The 15,730-nt window shown below is 72.9% G+C and carries 14 protein-coding genes; 3 read left to right on the forward strand and 11 right to left on the reverse strand.

What is annotated here, in order from left to right:
- Window positions 1-110: 110 nt before the first annotated feature.
- Both IF01_RS0128420 and adhP read right to left on the reverse strand, forming a co-directional pair.
- On the reverse strand, window positions 111-2,819 hold the full coding sequence (locus tag IF01_RS0128420) for a ricin-type beta-trefoil lectin domain protein (RefSeq protein ID WP_030396420.1): 2,709 nt from the start codon (window positions 2,817-2,819) through the stop codon (window positions 111-113).
- A 318-nt stretch (window positions 2,820-3,137) separates the two neighbouring features.
- On the reverse strand, window positions 3,138-4,151 hold the full coding sequence (gene adhP, locus IF01_RS0128425; RefSeq protein ID WP_030396421.1) for an alcohol dehydrogenase AdhP: 1,014 nt from the start codon (window positions 4,149-4,151) through the stop codon (window positions 3,138-3,140).
- Window positions 4,152-4,397: 246 nt separating this feature from the next.
- Between adhP and IF01_RS0128430 the strand changes: the two genes are divergently transcribed.
- Entirely contained in the window at window positions 4,398-4,769 is a 372-nt protein-coding gene (locus IF01_RS0128430; protein WP_051742108.1) for a hypothetical protein, read from the forward strand.
- A gap of 87 nt (window positions 4,770-4,856) precedes the next feature.
- On the opposite strand, the gene IF01_RS45990 is transcribed toward IF01_RS0128430, so the two are convergent.
- The 9 genes from IF01_RS45990 to IF01_RS0128475 form a co-directional block, all read right to left on the reverse strand.
- Window positions 4,857-5,707 (reverse strand): IS5 family transposase gene (locus tag IF01_RS45990; RefSeq protein WP_375341007.1). Its coding sequence is split into 2 segments (ribosomal slippage): window positions 4,857-5,371 and window positions 5,371-5,707, totalling 852 coding nucleotides; the frame shifts between segments, so codons are not numbered across the junction.
- A 31-nt stretch (window positions 5,708-5,738) separates the two neighbouring features.
- Window positions 5,739-6,725, reverse strand: coding sequence for an MmyB family transcriptional regulator (locus IF01_RS0128445; protein ID WP_078880380.1), 987 nt, complete (start codon window positions 6,723-6,725; stop codon window positions 5,739-5,741).
- 83 nt (window positions 6,726-6,808) lie between these two features.
- Window positions 6,809-7,687 (reverse strand): SDR family NAD(P)-dependent oxidoreductase, encoded by an 879-nt coding sequence (locus tag IF01_RS0128450; RefSeq protein ID WP_078880381.1) that lies wholly within the window; start codon window positions 7,685-7,687, stop codon window positions 6,809-6,811.
- A 229-nt stretch (window positions 7,688-7,916) separates the two neighbouring features.
- Window positions 7,917-9,074, reverse strand: a complete 1,158-nt coding sequence (gene galK, locus IF01_RS0128455) for a galactokinase (RefSeq protein WP_030396427.1) — start codon at window positions 9,072-9,074, stop codon at window positions 7,917-7,919.
- Window positions 9,071-10,489: a galactose-1-phosphate uridylyltransferase gene (locus tag IF01_RS0128460; RefSeq protein ID WP_078880382.1), complete on the reverse strand. Its 1,419-nt coding sequence runs from the start codon at window positions 10,487-10,489 to the stop codon at window positions 9,071-9,073. Before IF01_RS0128460 ends, galK begins: the two co-directional genes overlap by 4 nt.
- 554 nt (window positions 10,490-11,043) lie before the next feature.
- Complete coding sequence (locus IF01_RS0128465; protein ID WP_051756395.1) at window positions 11,044-12,450, reverse strand: MFS transporter; 1,407 nt, start codon at window positions 12,448-12,450, stop codon at window positions 11,044-11,046.
- A 146-nt stretch (window positions 12,451-12,596) separates the two neighbouring features.
- Window positions 12,597-12,953, reverse strand: a complete 357-nt coding sequence (locus IF01_RS0128470; RefSeq protein ID WP_030396430.1) for an ArsR/SmtB family transcription factor — start codon at window positions 12,951-12,953, stop codon at window positions 12,597-12,599.
- 115 nt (window positions 12,954-13,068) lie between these two features.
- Window positions 13,069-13,551 (reverse strand): hypothetical protein, encoded by a 483-nt coding sequence (locus tag IF01_RS48545; protein ID WP_157855375.1) that lies wholly within the window; start codon window positions 13,549-13,551, stop codon window positions 13,069-13,071.
- Between the two features lie 208 nt (window positions 13,552-13,759).
- Window positions 13,760-14,251, reverse strand: coding sequence for a MarR family winged helix-turn-helix transcriptional regulator (locus IF01_RS0128475; protein WP_030396431.1), 492 nt, complete (start codon window positions 14,249-14,251; stop codon window positions 13,760-13,762).
- Window positions 14,252-14,413: 162 nt separating this feature from the next.
- On the opposite strand from IF01_RS0128475, the gene IF01_RS0128480 reads away from it, so the two are divergent.
- Window positions 14,414-15,259 carry an NAD(P)H-binding protein gene (locus IF01_RS0128480; protein ID WP_030396432.1) on the forward strand — a complete coding sequence of 282 codons (846 nt, stop codon included), beginning with the start codon at window positions 14,414-14,416 and terminating at the stop codon, window positions 15,257-15,259.
- 43 nt (window positions 15,260-15,302) lie between these two features.
- Window positions 15,303-15,716: a MarR family winged helix-turn-helix transcriptional regulator gene (locus IF01_RS0128485; protein ID WP_030396433.1), complete on the forward strand. Its 414-nt coding sequence runs from the start codon at window positions 15,303-15,305 to the stop codon at window positions 15,714-15,716.
- The last annotated feature ends 14 nt before the right edge of the window (window positions 15,717-15,730 follow it).

Here is a 15,730-nt window from a genome sequence, read left to right on the forward strand (position 1 = left end):
TACACCGGACGGGCCGGTCCCGGCGGACGGGAGCGCGAGCGGCGCACGAACGGCCCGGGCCCGCGACGCGTGGTGCGTCGCGGGCCCGGGGGTGTGTATCGGCGTTACGGTCAGGCGGTGTTGGGGGACAGCGTCCAGCGCTGGTTGGCGTTGCCGTAGCAACCCCAGATGCCCACGGCCGTGCCGTTGGCGCCGTTCCAGCCCGGCAGCTCCAGGCAGGAGTCCGAGGCGGGGTTGTAGATCGAGCCGTCCTCGCGGAACGTCCAGACCTGGCCGGTGGCGGCCTGGCAGTCCGTGATCACGACCGGCGCGCCCCAGTCGGTCCGGTTGTCCTCGACGCCGACGCAGCGGCCGCCGGTGCGCAGGGTGCCGTCGGAGGCGAACCAGAAGTCCTGGCTGGCGCCGTTCCAGCAGTCGTACAGGCGCAGCGCGCTGTTGTTCGACGCACCGTAGTTGTCGAGGCAGCGGCCCTGGGCGTGGATGGAACCGATGTTGTAACCGGCCGGCTGGGCCGAGAGCGCCCGCGGCTCACCGAAGCGCGGCAGGTCCCCCTCCGGGGCGATGCCCGGGTAGCGCACCTTGCGGCCGTCGGCGAAGGCGACCACGAGGTCGGCGTGGCCGTCCGCGTCGAGGTCACCGGGCGAGTCCACGAGCGGGGCGACACCGGCGGCGAGCCCGAGCGGGAGCACGGCGCGAGTGGCGGGCACCGTCCACCGGTCGCTCGCCGCGTCCTGGCAGTCGCCGATCACCAGGTGGGTGCCCGGCCCGGCGGTGCCGGGCGCGTCGAGGCACTTGCCCGCGTTCGGGTTCATCAGCGTGCCCGGGTGGGGACCGGCGACCCACTTCTGGGCCGGGCTGTTGTTGCAGTCCCACAGGTTGACGGGCGAACCGCTCTCGGTCAGCGCGTCGGTGACGTCCAGGCACTTGCCGAGGACGTGCGCCGAACCGTCGGTGCCCAGGGTGAACGCCTGGCTGGAGGCCGCGCCCTGGTCCGAGCAGGCACTCAGCACGGCGGCGGTGCCGTTGCCGGTCCGGCCGTGGTCGATGTCGGCGCACAGGCTCGCGCCGCCGTCGCCCTGGAGCGCGGACAGCAGGGGCTTGTGGGCGGGCAGCGGCAGCGGCGCGGAGCCGTCCAGGGGCCAGCCATTGGGGTCCAGCGGCAGCACCAGACTGGAGACAGCCCCGGTCACGGTGTCACGCACCCAGAGCGTCGGAATCCCGCTGATGTCACCCGGGTACATGAGGGTGAAGCCGCTCCAGTCGTCGCCCGGGGCACCGAGCTCGACACCGGCATTGAGGCAGTTGTTGGAACCGCTGCGGGTGTTGCTGTAGTACCGCAGGTGGCCCTGCTCGACCGTGACCAGCCCGGCCCCGCCGGTGCCCCGCTGCACGGCGGCCATCCGGGTGATGTGGTTCCAGGTGCCGTCGATGCCGTTGTCGCAGAGGGTTCTGTCTCCCACCGGACCGACGGTGCGGGTGAAGCGCCCGAACACCGGGTTCGGCGTCGCGTTGCCGTCGTTGGCGTAGAGGAAGAGCTGCTTGGTGCCCTTGTGGTAGGCGAAGAGCGAGTCGCCCTGCCCGACGACGGCCCCTCGGTGGGCCAGCAGGTAGTTGTTCCAGTCGTCGTGCAGGGGGCTGCTCGCGGCCGGGGACACCGTCTCCGGCTCGGACGCGGCACCGCTGCCGCCGCGGAACAGCGCCAGCGAGCCGTCGGCGGTCGGAGCCAGGAAGTCGGGTACGCCGTCGACGTCGACGTCGCCGGCCACGTCCGGGCGGTCCAGCTTCGCCGGCGCGTAGAAGTTGTAGATTGCCGTCCGCGGATCGGAGTTGCCGGCCCCGTCGACAGCGCTGACCGTCAACTGGTGCGAGCCCCAATTGCCGGCTCCGACGCTGATCGGGACATCGGCGAACGCGGTGCCGTCCGCCGCCAGGGAGGCCGGGACGGTGCCGGTGACGCCGGACCAACTGCCATCGAGGGTGTACTGGAACTCGCGGACGCCGCTGGCGAGGCAGCCGTCGGCGCAGCCGGTAGGCACCGGGTCCTTGCTGGTGACCCGGACGGTGATGCCGGGATCACCGGCGTGGCCGGTGGGCTTGGCGCCACTGCCCTGCGGCGGGAACACCGAGGAAGGCGCGATGGACGCCAGGGTGGGCGCGGAGAGGTCGACCTTGAAGGCGCAGTCCGCCGTCACGGGGCTGTTCACGCCGCCGCCGGTCGTCCAGGCGTTCCAGCCGTACTGGTGACCGTCCGCGAGGACGCGGCCGACGGTGGCCTGTCCCCAGCCTCCGGTGCCGACGACGCTCTGGCTGGTCCGCGTGACACCACCGGTGTCACCGGACTCGCCGGCCGTGGTGTCCCACACCCGGAAGCCGACGGTGACGGTCCCGACGCCGGGCTGCGCAGCGCCGCTCCAGGCGTTCAGGCGGACGTCGGACGTGCCGTCCGACAGGGGAACGGTCTTGCCGATCCACCCGGGCGCGCCGGCTCCGCAGCCGTCGCCGCCCTGGCCCACGGGCTGTGGCTTGACGGACAGCTTGCTGGGGGTGGACGGTGCGGGACCGTCCGCGGCCTGGGCCGGGGTCGGAGCCTGGGCCTGGGCCTGCTCGGCCGGCGGTGCCGCATCCTGGGCCGTCGGGACACTGGTCGGGGCTCCAGTCGGGGCCTCGGTCGGGACGCCGGTCGGGACGCCGGTCGGGGTCGCGCCGGGATCCGCGAACGCGGCTCCGGGGGCTGCCAGCACGAGGCCGATCGCGAGCAGCGGCGCCAGGTGCCTCGCCGACCGGCCGCGCGGCGGCGCGGATGAACGGGTTTCTCGCATGAGGTGTCAGTTCGCCTTCGCAGCAGGGACCCCTCGGTCGCGGTCGATCGTCGGCTGTCTGCCGCAATTGACGCGAACGAGAGGATTTGTCCGAGTGTGGTGCGTGTTCCGACCGCGCGTCAGGTGACGTGCTCGCGCCTCGGCGATCGGTGCGCGGTCGAACGTTAGTGCGTGGCGATCCTGGCTGGCAATCCCGTTTCCGCGCGCGCCGGACGTGTCCCGTTCTGTACATCGGCGCAGGTCACGGGAGGGCCGGAGACCGAAGCGCCCGCCCCCGAACAACGGGGGCGGGCACCGGGTCGAAGGGACGACGAGGGGTCAGCGCAGGTCGAAGACCAGGCGGGCGGGGGTGCGGCCGGAGAGGACCTCGTCGAAGCAGGTGTTGACGTCGGCGAGGCGGCGGGTCTCGCGGATGACGCGGGTGCGGCCGAGGGCGTGGAGGCGGAAGACCTCGGCGAGGTCCTGGCGGGTGCCGACGATGGAGCCGATCACCCGGGTGCCGTTCAGGACGGTGTCGAAGACCGGGAGTTCGAGCCTGCCCTCGGCGGGCAGGGCGACCAGGACGAGGGTGCCGCCGCGGCGCAGCGAGGCGTAGGCGGCCTGGAAGGAGGCGTTGCTGACGGCGAGTGCGATCGCGGCGTGGGCACCGCCGAGCTTCTGGACCTCGGCGGCGACGTCCTGGACCCGGGCGTCGAGGACGTGGTCCGCGCCGAGTTCGCGGGCGAGGGCGAGCTTGTCGTCGGTGACGTCGACGGCGACGGTCTCGGCGCCGGCCAGGCGGGCGTACTGGAGGGCGAGGTGGCCGAGGCCGCCGATGCCCGAGACCAGGACGCGGGTGCCGGGGCCCGCGCCGGAGACCTTGAGCGCCTTGTAGGTGGTGACACCGGCGCAGGACAGCGGGGCTGCGTCCAGCGGGTCGAGGCCGTCGGGGACGGGGACGACGTAGTCGCCGTGGGCGAGGGCCTGCTCGGCGTAGGCGCCGTCGACGGAGTAGCCGCTGTTGTGCTGCCGGGTGCAGAGGGTCTCCCAGCCGGAGACGCAGTGGTCGCAGCGGCCGCAGGCATCGGCCAGCCACGGGATCGCCACCCGCTCCCCCACCGTGACGTGCCGGACCTCGGCGCCCGCCGCCTCGACGATGCCGACGCCCTCGTGTCCGGGCACGAACGGCGGGGTCGGCCGGACCGGCCAGTCGCCGTGCGCGGCGTGGATGTCGGTGTGGCAAAGACCGGAGGCCTCGATCCGCACCCGCACCTGGTGCGGGCCGGGCTCGGGGACCGGGCGCTCCTCGATCACGAGCGGCTGGGTGAAGTCGTGGACGACGGCGGCCTTCATGTTCGTACTCCTGCCCTTCGTGCCGCCGGAGCCGCTTCCCGACCCCCCGGGCCCCGGTCACCTCCATCCCACCCCCGGACCGGGCCCGCCACCAGGGCCGGACGGGTGGAACCGGGCGGGCCGATGGTCCCGCGTGCGTGGTCCCGCGTGCGCCGGGGGCGGTGGTCGGCCGGTGGACCGGTGGACCGTGGTCGGCCGGTGGAATTCGGTCGAACCGGGTCCGGCGGTCCGAGTAGCGTCGCCCCCATGGTGGATGAGGAGCGGTACGCCCTGTACCGACAGGAATCGAAGGTGCTGGCCGCGATCGGGGAGCACGTCCACTCCCAGGTCGGCCGGGTGACGGTGCGGCTGCCCCGGGCCGTGGCGCAGGCCGCGGTGGATGCCTGGGAGCGCGACGACCCGGACGACGGGCTGCGCGGCGAGACCATCGAGCAGTACGAGCTGCGGGGCCGGGCGGGCGACGTGGCCCTGATCGGCCTCGTCATCTCGGAGCACGGCCGCTGGGAGGACGAGGAGGTCGTCGTCGACCTGGACGTCACGTCCGCGGGGTCGGCCCTGCTGACGTACATCGAGGAGGCGGGACCGAACTACCGGCCGAACGAGCGGTCGGAGGGGTAGCCGAAGGGACGGCCGAAGGGACGGCCGAAGGGACGGCCGAAGCCGTCGGGAGGCCAGGAGCCTGAAGGCTAGGTCCTTTCTTTTGGATCAGCGGGCGGACCAGATGAAGATGCCTGCGATGTGGAGTCCGGCCTGGTAGACGGTGGCGGTCTTCTCGTAGCGGGTGGCCAGGCCGCGCCAGTTCTTCAGGCGGTTGATGCACCGTTCGACGGTGTTGCGCTGTTTGTAGGCCTCTCGGTCGAAGGCCGGAGGGCGACCGCCTCGGCAGCCTTTGCGTTTGCGGTTGGCGATCTGGTCGGCGGGCTGCGGGATCACCGCCCGGATGCTGCGCCTTCGCAGGTGTTCGCGGATGGCCCTCGACGAGTAGGCCCGGTCCGCCAGGACCACGAGGGGCCGGGTGCGTGGTCGTCCGACCGGCCTGGGCACGCGCAGGGCGGCCATGACGTGCTCGAACGCGGGCGCGTCGCCGGCCTGGCCGGGCGTGAGCACGAAGCACAACGGGCGGCAGCGGCTGTCCGCTGCCAGATGGATCTTCGTGGTCAGCCCGCCGCGGGAACGTCCGACGGCGTGGTGGGCGGGTTCGTCGGTCGGGGCCCCTTTTGACGGGCCCCGGCCGCGTTCTGGTGCGCGCGAACGATCGTGGAGTCGACCGCCACGACCCAGTCCAGGTCGCCCTCGGCGTCGGCCTGCGCGAGCAGGGCGGTGAAGACCCGCTCCCAGGTTCCGTCGATCGCCCAGTTCCGGAGCCGGGTGTAGGCGCCCTTCCACGAGCCGTACTTCTCGGGCAGGTGCACCCACTGCGAGCCGGTCTGGAACTTCCACGCGATCGCGTCGATCACCTCCCGGTGATCACGCCACCGCCCGCCCCGCTTCGGCGTCCGGTCCGGCAACAACGGCTCTATCCGCGCCCACTGCGCGTCACTCAACGGCACGACCAGACCAACGATCCGATGATCGGAAAGAAACGCCCTAGCGGGGCCGGGCGATGCGGTCGGCCTCCCAGGAGATCAGCATGCGCAGGGCGTCCTCGGAGGGGCTGCCGGGGTCGGCGGTGTAGGTGACCAGGGCCTGGTCGGGGTCGTCGGCGGAGCGGAGGGTGTCGTAGACCAGTTCCATCCGGCCGACCAGCGGATGGTGGAACACCTTGTGGCCGGAGGTCTTGTCGCGCACCGGGTGCTCCGCCCACCACTGGCGGAACTCCTGGCTGCGCACCGAGAGTTCGCCGATCAGTTCGGCGAGCCTGGGGTCGTCGGGGCGGCGGCCGGCCTCCAGGTGGAGGAAGGCGACGTTCTCGCGCGCGCAGGCCACCCAGTCGTCGTAGAGGGTGCGCGAGGCCGGGTCGAGGAAGGTGATCCGGGCGATGTTCCGCTCGGCGGGGGCGAGTGTCCCGTAGTCGCCGAGGAGGGCGACAGCGGCGCTGTTCCAGGCCAGGATGTCCATCCGGCGGCCCATCACCACGGCGGGGACGTCGGGCATCGCGTCGAGCAGCCGGACCATCGACGGCCGCACCTTCTGCAGGGCGGCGGCCCCCCGGGCCTGGCTGCGACCGGCGCCACCGGTACCTCCGGCGCCACCGGCCCGGGTCGGGCGGGTGCGGGCGAGGCGGTGCAGGTGGCCGGCCTCCTCGGGGTCGAGGCGCAGCGCGCGGGCGACGGCGTCGAGCACGGCGTCGGAGGGGTTGCCGACCCGCCCCTGTTCGAGCCGGGTGTAGTAGTCGACGCTGACACCGGCGAGCTGGGCGAGCTCCTCGCGGCGCAGGCCCGCCACCCGGCGGCGGCCGCCGAAGTCGGGGAGGTCGACGTCCTCGGGGCGGAGGCGGGAGCGGCGGGTGCGCAGGAACTCGGCGAGGCCGCTCGCAGCGCCGACGCTGGTGGCAATGCCGGGGACGGCGCTGGTCACGGCGCTCACGGCGGTGCCGGGGGTGGGGTCGGGGCGGCTCGTTCGGTTCGCGCTCATGCCGTCATTCTGTCCGTTCGGCGCCCGGTCTGCCTGGCCCTGCCAGGACCAGGCAGACCGGGGTGGAGCCGGGGAACCGCGCGTCACCAGGGACTCGCGACCGCCACCACGCCGCCGTCCACCACGATGTCCTGGCCGGTGATGTAGGCGGCCCGGGGCGAGAGCAGGAAGGCGACGGTCTCGGCGACGTCCGCCGCCTCGCCGAGCCGGCCGAGCGGCACCCGTGCCCGCACGGCTTCCTGCTGGGCCGGTTCGGTGATCACCTCGTGGAACATCCCGGTGACGATGTAGCCCGGGCTCACCGAGTTGATCCGGACGCCGCGCCCGGCGAACTCGCTGCCGAGGGTACGGGCGAGGTTGTGCACGGCGGCCTTGGTCGCCGCGTACACCGGGGCGTTGGGCAGGCCGCGGTGCAGGGTCCAGGAGGCGTTGAGGACGATCGCGGCGCCACCGCCCGGGGCCTGCTCCAGCAGCGGCAGGGCGTGCTGGACGGTGAAGAAGACGCCCTTGAAGTTGACGTCCACGGTGCGGTCGAAGCTCTCCTCGGTCACCTCGGCCGAGTTCTCGAAGACACCGACCCCCGCGTTGGCGAACACCCCGTGCAGGTGGCCGTACCGCTCCCCCACCCGCTCGGCCAACCGGGCCAGGTCGGCCGGGCGGGCGGAGTCGGCGCGTACCGCGAACACCCGCTCGCCTGCGGCGAGTCCGGCTCCGGCCGGTGCGGCCTCGGCGAGTCGGGCTTCGGCGCGGGCGAGGCGGGCGTCGTCGCGGCCCGTGATCACCACGTTGGCGCCGCGCTCCAGCAGCACCCGCGCGGTGGCGAGGCCCATGCCGCTCGTGCCGCCGGTGACCAGCACGGTCCGGCCGTCGAAGTCCTGATCCTGGGCGGTGGGGTTGTTCCCTGCGGCCGGGGTGATCTCGCCGGCAGGGGTGGTGGGGGTGTTCCGGTGGTTGTTGGTCATGTGCCCAGCCTCGCCGCCGGACAGTCGGCCGGACCAGGCCCGTTCCGACCCTGGGTCCGGCGGGACCACCCTGGCGAGGATCCGGCGATGGCCGGACGTGCGTCCGCCCCCGCCGGGGGTCGGCGGGGGCGGACGCGGTCGCGGGGTCGCGGCGGGGGCGGGGGCGGGGGTCGCGGCGGGGTCGCGGCACAGGCGTGGTCGCGGGGTCGCGGGGGCGCGGCGCGAGCGGTCAGGACTCCCGGCGGGCGCCTGCGGAGGGCACGGCCCGGTAGACGTGCGGCTCGGCCCAACCCTCCGCCAGGAAGGCCTCGGTGACCGCCTTGGCCACCGCGTCCGCGTCGGCCGTACGGGTCAGGGCGATCACCGAGCCGCCGAAGCCGCCGCCGGTCATCCGCGCGCCGAGCGCCCCGGCCGCGACGGCGACGGCGACGGCGAGGTCCGTCTCCGGGCAGGACGTCCGGTAGTCGTCGCGCAGCGAGGCGTGGCCGGCGGTGAGGATCGGCCCGAGGGCGACCGGACCGTGCTGCTCCAGCTCCTGCATGGTCTGCTCGACCCGGCCGTTCTCGGTCACCACGTGCCGGACCAGCGGGACCAGTTCGGCCGGCAGCCGGTCCAGGGCGGCGGGGAGGTCGGAAGCGGAGAGGTCCCGCAGCGCCGGCAGCCCCAGGAGCGCGGCTGCGCGTTCGCAACCGGCCCGCAGAGCGGCGTAGGCGCCGTCGGCGAGGTCGTGCTGCACCCGGGTGTCGAGCACCAGGAGGGTGAGGCCCGAACCCGCCAGGTCGAGCGGAACGTACCGGGCGGAGAGGTCGCGCGTGTCCAGGTGGAGGGCGGTCCCGGCGGTGCAGGCCATCGAGGCCATCTGGTCCATGATCCCGCAGGGGACGCCGACGAAGTCGTTCTCGGCGCGCTGCGCGACCAGGGCCAGTTCGGCTGCTTCCAGGCCGAGTTCGTACAGGTCGTTGTAGGTGATCGCGACCGCGCACTCCAGCGCGGCGGAGGAGGAGAGGCCGGCGCCGCCGGGCACGTCGCTGTCGAGCAGGACGTCGGCGCCGCCGAGCGCGTGGCCCGCCTCGCGCAGCGTCCACACGACCGCGGCGGGGTACGCGGCCCAGCCGGACACGCCGCCCGGGGCCAGCCCGGCGACGTCCAGCTCGACGACCTCGCCGGGGACCCGGGTCGAGGCGAGGCGCAGCACGCCGTCAGCGCGGCGGCGGGCGTAGGCGCGGACGGCCTGCGGGAGGGCGATCGGGAGGACGAACCCGTCGTTGTAGTCGGTGTGTTCGCCGATCAGGTTGACCCGGCCGGGCGCCGCCCAGACGCCCTCGGGGGCGTGGCCGTAGAGCTCCTCGAAGGCGGCGGACGGGGGCGTGGGGGACGTGGGGGTCATCGCTGCGCTTCCTCGGCGGTCGTCTCGGGGGTCGTGTCGTCGGTTGTCTCGGGGGTCGAAGCAGCTGCGGGGGCCTTTCCGACCTCGCGCAGCCGCCGGGCGGCGAACTCCGGGGCGACGTCGTTCATGAAGGCTTCCACGCCGGACTCGGTGCCGGCCAGGTACTTGAGCTTGTCCGCCGTCCGTCGGACGGTGAACAGCTCCAGGTGGAGGGCGAGTTCGTCCTCGTGGCCGGCCGGAGCCTGGTGCCAGGCGGCGATGTAGGGCGCGCGGACCTGCCGCTCGCCGTCACCGAACAGCCGGTCGAAGCGGCGCAGCAGGTCGAGGTAGATCCGCGGGAACTCGGCGCGCTCGTCCTCGTTCAGCCCGGTGAAGTCGGGGACGCGGCGGTTGGGGAAGAGGTGGACCTCGTAGGGCCAGCGGGCCGCGAAGGGCACGAAGGCGGTCCAGTGCTCCCCCGCCAGGACGACCCGGCTGTCCTCGGGGTAGTCGCTCGGGGAGTTGCCGGCGGGGCTGTCGGCGGAGGCGCTGGCGACGGAGCCGCTGCCGACGGAGGCGCGCTCGGCGGCCACGAGGTCGTCGAAGAGGTTGCGGCCGGTGGCGGCACGGTACCGGGCGGCCCGGTCGATCATCTTGGCCGTGCGCGGGGGGACGAACGGCAGCGCGTAGACCTGGCCGTGCGGGTGGGCGAGCGTGACGCCGATCTCGGTGCCGCGGTTCTCGAAGCAGTAGACCTGCCGGACGCCGGGCAGCGCGGAGAGTTCGGCGGTGCGGTCGGTCCAGGCGTCCAGCACCAGGCGGGCGTGGTCCTCGTCGAGGTCGGCGAAGGAGGCGTCGTGGTCGGCGGTGAAGCAGACCACCTCGCACCGGCCGATGCCCGGCCCGCGGCTGTGCAGCGGGTCGTCGAGGGCCGCCAGCACCGGGTGGGTGCCGGGCTCGCCCGCGAGGGAGGGGAAGCGGTTCTCGAAGACGGCCACCTGGTAGTCGCCGGCCGGGATCTCGCTCAGCCGGCCCTCGCGGCTGGGGCAGAGCGGGCACTCGTCGGCCGGCGGGTGGTAGGTGCGCGCCTGCCGGTGGGCGGCGACGGTCACCCAGGCGCCGGTCATCGGATCCTGCCGGACCTCCGAGGAGGGCGCGACGGCGTCCAGCGGACGCAGGTCGGCGACGGCCCTGGCGGTGGGCGGCGTGCCCCGGTCGTAGTAGATCAGCTCGCGGCCGTCGGCCAGTTCGGTGACCGTCCTCGTCGTCGCACCGGCCTGCCCGCTCGTACCGGCCTGAGCACCTGCGCCGGCCTGAGCGCTCGAGCCTGCCGACGCGGCGGTACCGGTCGTTCCGCTTGCAGCGGCCGTTCCGCTCGCGCCTGCCGATCCGTTCGCGCCGGGCTGGCCGGTCGCGTCGGTCACCGTTGGGGCCATGACGTGCTCCCTCTCCTGGGGCTTCCCTTCAACCACATGAACAAACAATATCGAACATGATTCAACATTGGAGCCCGGAGGCCACCCCGATTCCGGAATCAGCCTCCGATCGGGCGCAAGGGCCGCTCCTCCCGTGCCCGGCGGGGCGCTTCACGCTGCGCGGCTCGGCCCGTTGGCCTTCCAACGTTTCCTCCCGCCCACCGGCACTCGCGGACCAGCCTAGAAGTCGGCGCGGACCGCACCCACCTGTCTGGGGCAACGACTTCGACGGGCGGGCGTCACCCGGACCGTCGACGTGCGGACGGCCCGGACCGGGGGCGGGCCGCGGCTGCGCCGCGGCGGGCCTTTACGTCCTCGCGCTTCCCCCTCGGCACTTTGCAAAGAGGAGCTATTTGCAAAGCACCGATGACGTACCAGCAGCTCAGCGCGCTACAGGCAGCCCTTTCCCGCACTTTGCAAAGTCACACTTTGCAAAGTGCGGGCATGAGGAAGGTGGCAGGACGTGAAGCGCCCCCGGGAGCGAAGGCTCCCGGGGGCGCTGCGGGCGGTCACCCTCAGGGGGCCGCGGGGTGGCGGTGGTGGTGATGCCGGACCAGGGCACGACCGGACGGGGCGTGCAGCGGGCGCCGGTGGACGGGCCGACGGGCCTGGCGGTGGTGGGGGCGGACCGTCACGACGGCCGGCGCGGCGTCCGGCACTGCGCCGGTGACAGGCCGGGCGGCCGTGGTCCCGGTGCGCCAGACCCGGGCCGCCAGGCCCGCCGAGGCCAGAGCGAGGACGGCGAGGGCGACCGTGGCGGCGGGGAGCCCGGCGGTGGCGCCGAGCCAGCCGGCCAGCGGATAGGCGAGCAGCCAGCAGACGTGGGTGAGCGAGAACTGCGCGGCGAAGGCCGCCGGGAGGTCGGCCGGCGGGACGGCGGACCGCAGCAGGCGGCCACCTGGCGTCAGGATCAGCGAACCCGCCGCGCCGAGCCCGGCCCACAGGGCGAGCAGCGCGGGCCAGCGCCACGCCCCGCCGCCCGCCGTGGTGACGACCGCCAGGGCGGCGAGCAGACCCGCGACCGCGAAGGCGGCCGGCAGCATCACCGTTCGGTCGGCGACCCGGTCCAGCACCCGGGGCAGCAGCAGCGCGACCAGCATCGAGCCTCCGCCGTACGCGCCGAGGGCAAGCGGGACGTCGCTCGCCGGGCGGCCCAACTCCTCGCGGACGTAGACGACCGTGTTGACGATCACCATGGCGCCGCCGGCGGCCACCGCGAGGTCCAGGGCGAGCAGCGCCCGCAGGCGCGGCACGGAGAGGAACAGCCGGATCCCGGCCAGGGAACGCGCGCCGACCGAACGCGCGCCGGTGCCTCCATGGGCCGGGACGGGGTTGCTCCGCGCGGCCAGGACCGCGGCGGGCAGGACCACCGAGACGACGAGGACCGCCGAGGCGAGGAAGCCGATCACCGTCCCCCAGAACAGCCACCGGTAGCCGACGAGCGCGAGCAACGCGGCCGCCAGTACTGGGCTGACCAGGGTCTCCGTGTCGTACGCGAGCCGGGAGAGCGACAGCGCCCGGGTGTAGTCGCGCTCCTCGGGCAGCACATCGGGGATCACCGACTGGAAGGCCGGGGTGAAGGTGGCCGAAGCCGCTTGGAGGACGAAGATCAGCAGGTAGACCTGCCACACCGAACCGACGAACGGCAGCGCGAGCGCCACACCCGCGCGGGCCAGGTCGGCGGCGACCAGCAGCCGTCGGCGCGGGATCCGGTGCGCGAGCGCGGCCACGACCGGAGCGATTCCGACGTAGGCGACCATCTTGATCGCCAGCGCCGTGCCGAGCACCGACCCGGCGTCGGCCCCGGCGAGATCGTAGGCGAGCAGGCCCAGCGCCACGGTGGCCAGGCCGGTCCCGGCGAGGGCGACGACCTGGGCGACGAACAGGTGCCGGTAGGTGCGGTTGCGGAGGACGGAGAGCATCGGGGACTCCGTTCGTGCGGAGCGCGCCGAGGCGGCGCGGGCCGGTGGGGTCCCTTCCAGGATAGGACAACATGTGCGTACGCGTGCACCTATTGGGAAGAAGAAGACTCCCCGACGAACACCCGCAAGGGATGACGCGGCGCAGCTCAGTCGTGCGGCGGCAGCCCACTGATCTGGTGATCGGCCACGCTCAGCGCCTCCTGCACCAGCCGCCGCAGATGCCCGTGCCGCAACGCGTACACGACCCGGCGCCCGTCCTTGCGCGTGGACACCAGCCCGGCCAGCCGGAGCTTCCCGAGGTGCTGGCTGACCGACGGACGCGCCGCACCGGCCGCCTCGGTCAGCGTCGTCACATCCGCCTCCCCCTCACTCAGCCGCTGCAGCAGCGCGAGCCGGGTCCGGTCGGCCAACAGAGCAAGGATCCCGGCAGCGACATCCAGCCGTTCATCCCCCTCGGCCACCTGCGAGCCATGTGCACCTGATACTTGGAGGCTCCCGCTCATGACCTCATCGTAGACATCGCACGACCACGCCTCACCCTCCTGGCTTTTTTCGGCGGCTTCGGCTCCGACCCGAGCCCCGTGGAGGTTCACGCTGTACCACCGCAGCGGAAGGTGGTCAGAGCTGGTTTGCCGGGTGCCTGGCGCTCCAGAAGCCGATGGTCGCCGCTCGCTGCTCGTCGAGGTTCACGACGTCTTCGGGGGATGCCGGGGCGAATATGTCGACTGTCCCAAGGGCTCCACTCGACAGTTCCGAGTGGTGAACATATGCCTCTCGCCCGTTGGTGAACTGCCGTAGTTGTCCGGAGGGGTGAACATTGGGCCGAGCCCCTTGGCAGCACAGCAGGCGGCCATCACGTTCCAGTTGTCGCCGGGCCTGAGCGAGGCAGTCGAGATAGTCGGTCCCACTGAACTCCGTACGTGAGCCGGCATCGAGGAGTTCGATCAGAGCCATGGAAGGATCGCCGAGACAGATGCTGACGTGACGAACCAGACCTGCCGCATCGATGGTCTGCAGGCTAATCTCCTCGCTCCACTTGGGCCGAGGAACGCTATTGGCATCGGCCGCGTCCTGCTTGGGCCGGCCATTCATGTCAACCATGATCTCTACCGTTTTCAGGTCAGGGAAGGCAGTGCCAGTGGCGGGCGACTGCCCGCTCGGCCGCCTCGCCGAGGGGAAGTTGTGCCACAGGTGCCACCGGCGACCTGGACGGCCTTCGGCGCTCCCGCGGTGACGCCCTCGGCGGGGAACGGACCCAGGACACCCGACAGCGCGGACGGCGACACCTGGGTCGCGGGGCGCGGGTGTGTCAGCGAGGGGTGCGGCGGACGCGGGTGCTCAGGGCGTCCTGGGATTCGACGTACTTCACCATCAGGCGGGCGAACTCCAGTCGCTCGCTCTCGGGCCATTCGGCGGTGATCTGCTCGAAGGCCGAACGCTGGTACTGGCGGAAGCGCTCCATCAGGTCCTCGCCCTCGGGGCTGAGGAGCAGGACTGTCCGGCGGCCGTCCTGCTGGGAGGCGGCGCGGACCAGATAGCCGGCGGAGATGCAGTCGGACACCATGCGACTGCCCACCGAGGGATCGACGCCCAGGTGCTCGGCGACGGCGCCGACGGTCACCTCGCGGCCGTCGTGACGCGCGACGTCCTGGATGACCCGCAGGACCAGCGTCCGACTGAGGTCCTTCTGGGAGATCGGGTCCTCGACATCGAGCAGCGAGGAGCGCCGCAGCCGCCCGAAGGCCGGCCCCACGGCGTTCAGGAGGTCCTCGCCCTCACCCGGACCGGGCTTCGTCGTCATGCGGCCAGCCTATCCGCATGCGTGAACCGACGAAGACATGTGTTGACATGAAAACGTGTGCAAGACATCATGCATATGTGGACGAGCACTTATCCTGCTGAGGTTAGCTCACTTGGGCCCGTCGGCCCTCACCACTCGACGAAAACGAACGGACTCCTCCCCATGACCACCACCCTCGTCACCGGCGCTCGCGGCAAGGTCGGGCAGGGCGTCATCGCCCGCCTGCACGCCGCCGGGCACTCCGTGCGCGCCGCCAGCGCCCGCCCTGGCGACCTGACCGTCCCCGACGGCGTCGAGCGCGCCGAGCTCGCCCTCGACCACCCCGAGGCGTTCGGTGCCGCGCTGCACGGCGTCCAGCAGGTCTTCCTCTATCCCCAGCCCGCCGGCATCCACGCGTTCGCCGAGGCCGCCGAAGCGGCCGGCGTCGAACACGTCGTCCTGCTCTCCTCGTCCTCCGTGCTCGGCCCCGATGCCGAGAACGACCCGCTCGCGAGCCACAGCCTTCTCGTCGAGCGCGCGCTCGCCGACTCCGGCCTCAACTGCACCTTCCTGCGGCCCGATGCCTTCGCCAGCAACTCCCTCGGCTGGGCGTACTTCATCGGCCAGGGCCTGCCGATCCAACTCGCCCACCCGGATGCTCACATCGCACCCGTCCACCCGGAGGACCTCGCCGACATCGCCGCCGAGGCCCTGGCCGGCGGCTCCCTCACCGGCTCCGCGCCCACCCTGACCGGCCCCGAGTCACTCACCTTCCGCGAGCAGCTCGCCGTCCTCGCCGAGGCCCTCGGCCGCGAGATCGTGGTCGAGCGGATCACCCGCGCCGAGGCCGAGGAACAGATGGGACGTCACATGCCCGCTCCTGTCGTCACCTCCCTGCTCAACCTCTGGGAAGCCGCGACCCATGGGCCCGCTCCCGTTCACGACACCACCCTGACCCTTCTCGGCCGCCCCGCGCGGACCTTCCGCCAGTGGGCCCACGAGAACACCGCCGCGTTCACCCGGGCCTGAACCGGCACAGTCCTCAAGGTCACAACCGACTCGGGAGAACGACGTGAAACCCATCGGCTACTGGCTCAACCGCACCGACCTGGCCCTCACCACCACCATGAACGCCATGCTCGCCGGATCCGGCCTCACCCGGCTGACCTGGCAGGTGCTCAACGTCCTCGAGGCCGACCCACAGGCCACCGACACCACCGTCCGCATGTCTCTGACCGCCAACGCCTCACCCGCCGAACTGGCCGACGTCATCGCCACCGTTCTCGCCAACGGCTGGGTCGTCCGACCGGCGGCGGAGCACCTCGCCCTGACCGAGGACGGCCGCGCTCGCCTCTCCCGGGTCGGCGAGCGTGTCGCCGCCTTCCGCGAAGCCTCGGTCGCCGGCGTCTCCCCCGAGGAGTACCGGACCGCGGTCGCCGTCCTGGAGCAGATGACTCTCAATGTGGAGTCCGGCCAGGGGTGCTGAGGCATGGCCCCGAC

It is taken from the genome of Kitasatospora purpeofusca (assembly GCF_000718025.1).
GTDB classification, from domain to species: Bacteria; Actinomycetota; Actinomycetes; order Streptomycetales; family Streptomycetaceae; genus Kitasatospora; species Kitasatospora purpeofusca.

Bases quoted from the DNA above. Each gene is read 5' to 3' on its own strand.
- IF01_RS0128420 (WP_030396420.1), bottom strand. From the start codon at position 2,819: ATGCGAGAAACCCGTTCATCCGCGCCGCCGCGCGGCCGGTCGGCGAGG.
- adhP (WP_030396421.1), bottom strand. From the start codon at position 4,151: ATGAAGGCCGCCGTCGTCCACGACTTCACCCAGCCGCTCGTGATCGAG.
- IF01_RS0128430 (WP_051742108.1), top strand. From the start codon at position 4,398: ATGGTGGATGAGGAGCGGTACGCCCTGTACCGACAGGAATCGAAGGTG.
- IF01_RS0128445 (WP_078880380.1), bottom strand. From the start codon at position 6,725: ATGAGCGCGAACCGAACGAGCCGCCCCGACCCCACCCCCGGCACCGCC.
- IF01_RS0128450 (WP_078880381.1), bottom strand. From the start codon at position 7,687: ATGACCAACAACCACCGGAACACCCCCACCACCCCTGCCGGCGAGATC.
- galK (WP_030396427.1), bottom strand. From the start codon at position 9,074: ATGACCCCCACGTCCCCCACGCCCCCGTCCGCCGCCTTCGAGGAGCTC.
- IF01_RS0128460 (WP_078880382.1), bottom strand. From the start codon at position 10,489: ATGGCCCCAACGGTGACCGACGCGACCGGCCAGCCCGGCGCGAACGGA.
- IF01_RS0128465 (WP_051756395.1), bottom strand. From the start codon at position 12,450: ATGCTCTCCGTCCTCCGCAACCGCACCTACCGGCACCTGTTCGTCGCC.
- IF01_RS0128470 (WP_030396430.1), bottom strand. From the start codon at position 12,953: ATGAGCGGGAGCCTCCAAGTATCAGGTGCACATGGCTCGCAGGTGGCC.
- IF01_RS48545 (WP_157855375.1), bottom strand. From the start codon at position 13,551: ATGGTTGACATGAATGGCCGGCCCAAGCAGGACGCGGCCGATGCCAAT.
- IF01_RS0128475 (WP_030396431.1), bottom strand. From the start codon at position 14,251: ATGACGACGAAGCCCGGTCCGGGTGAGGGCGAGGACCTCCTGAACGCC.
- IF01_RS0128480 (WP_030396432.1), top strand. From the start codon at position 14,414: ATGACCACCACCCTCGTCACCGGCGCTCGCGGCAAGGTCGGGCAGGGC.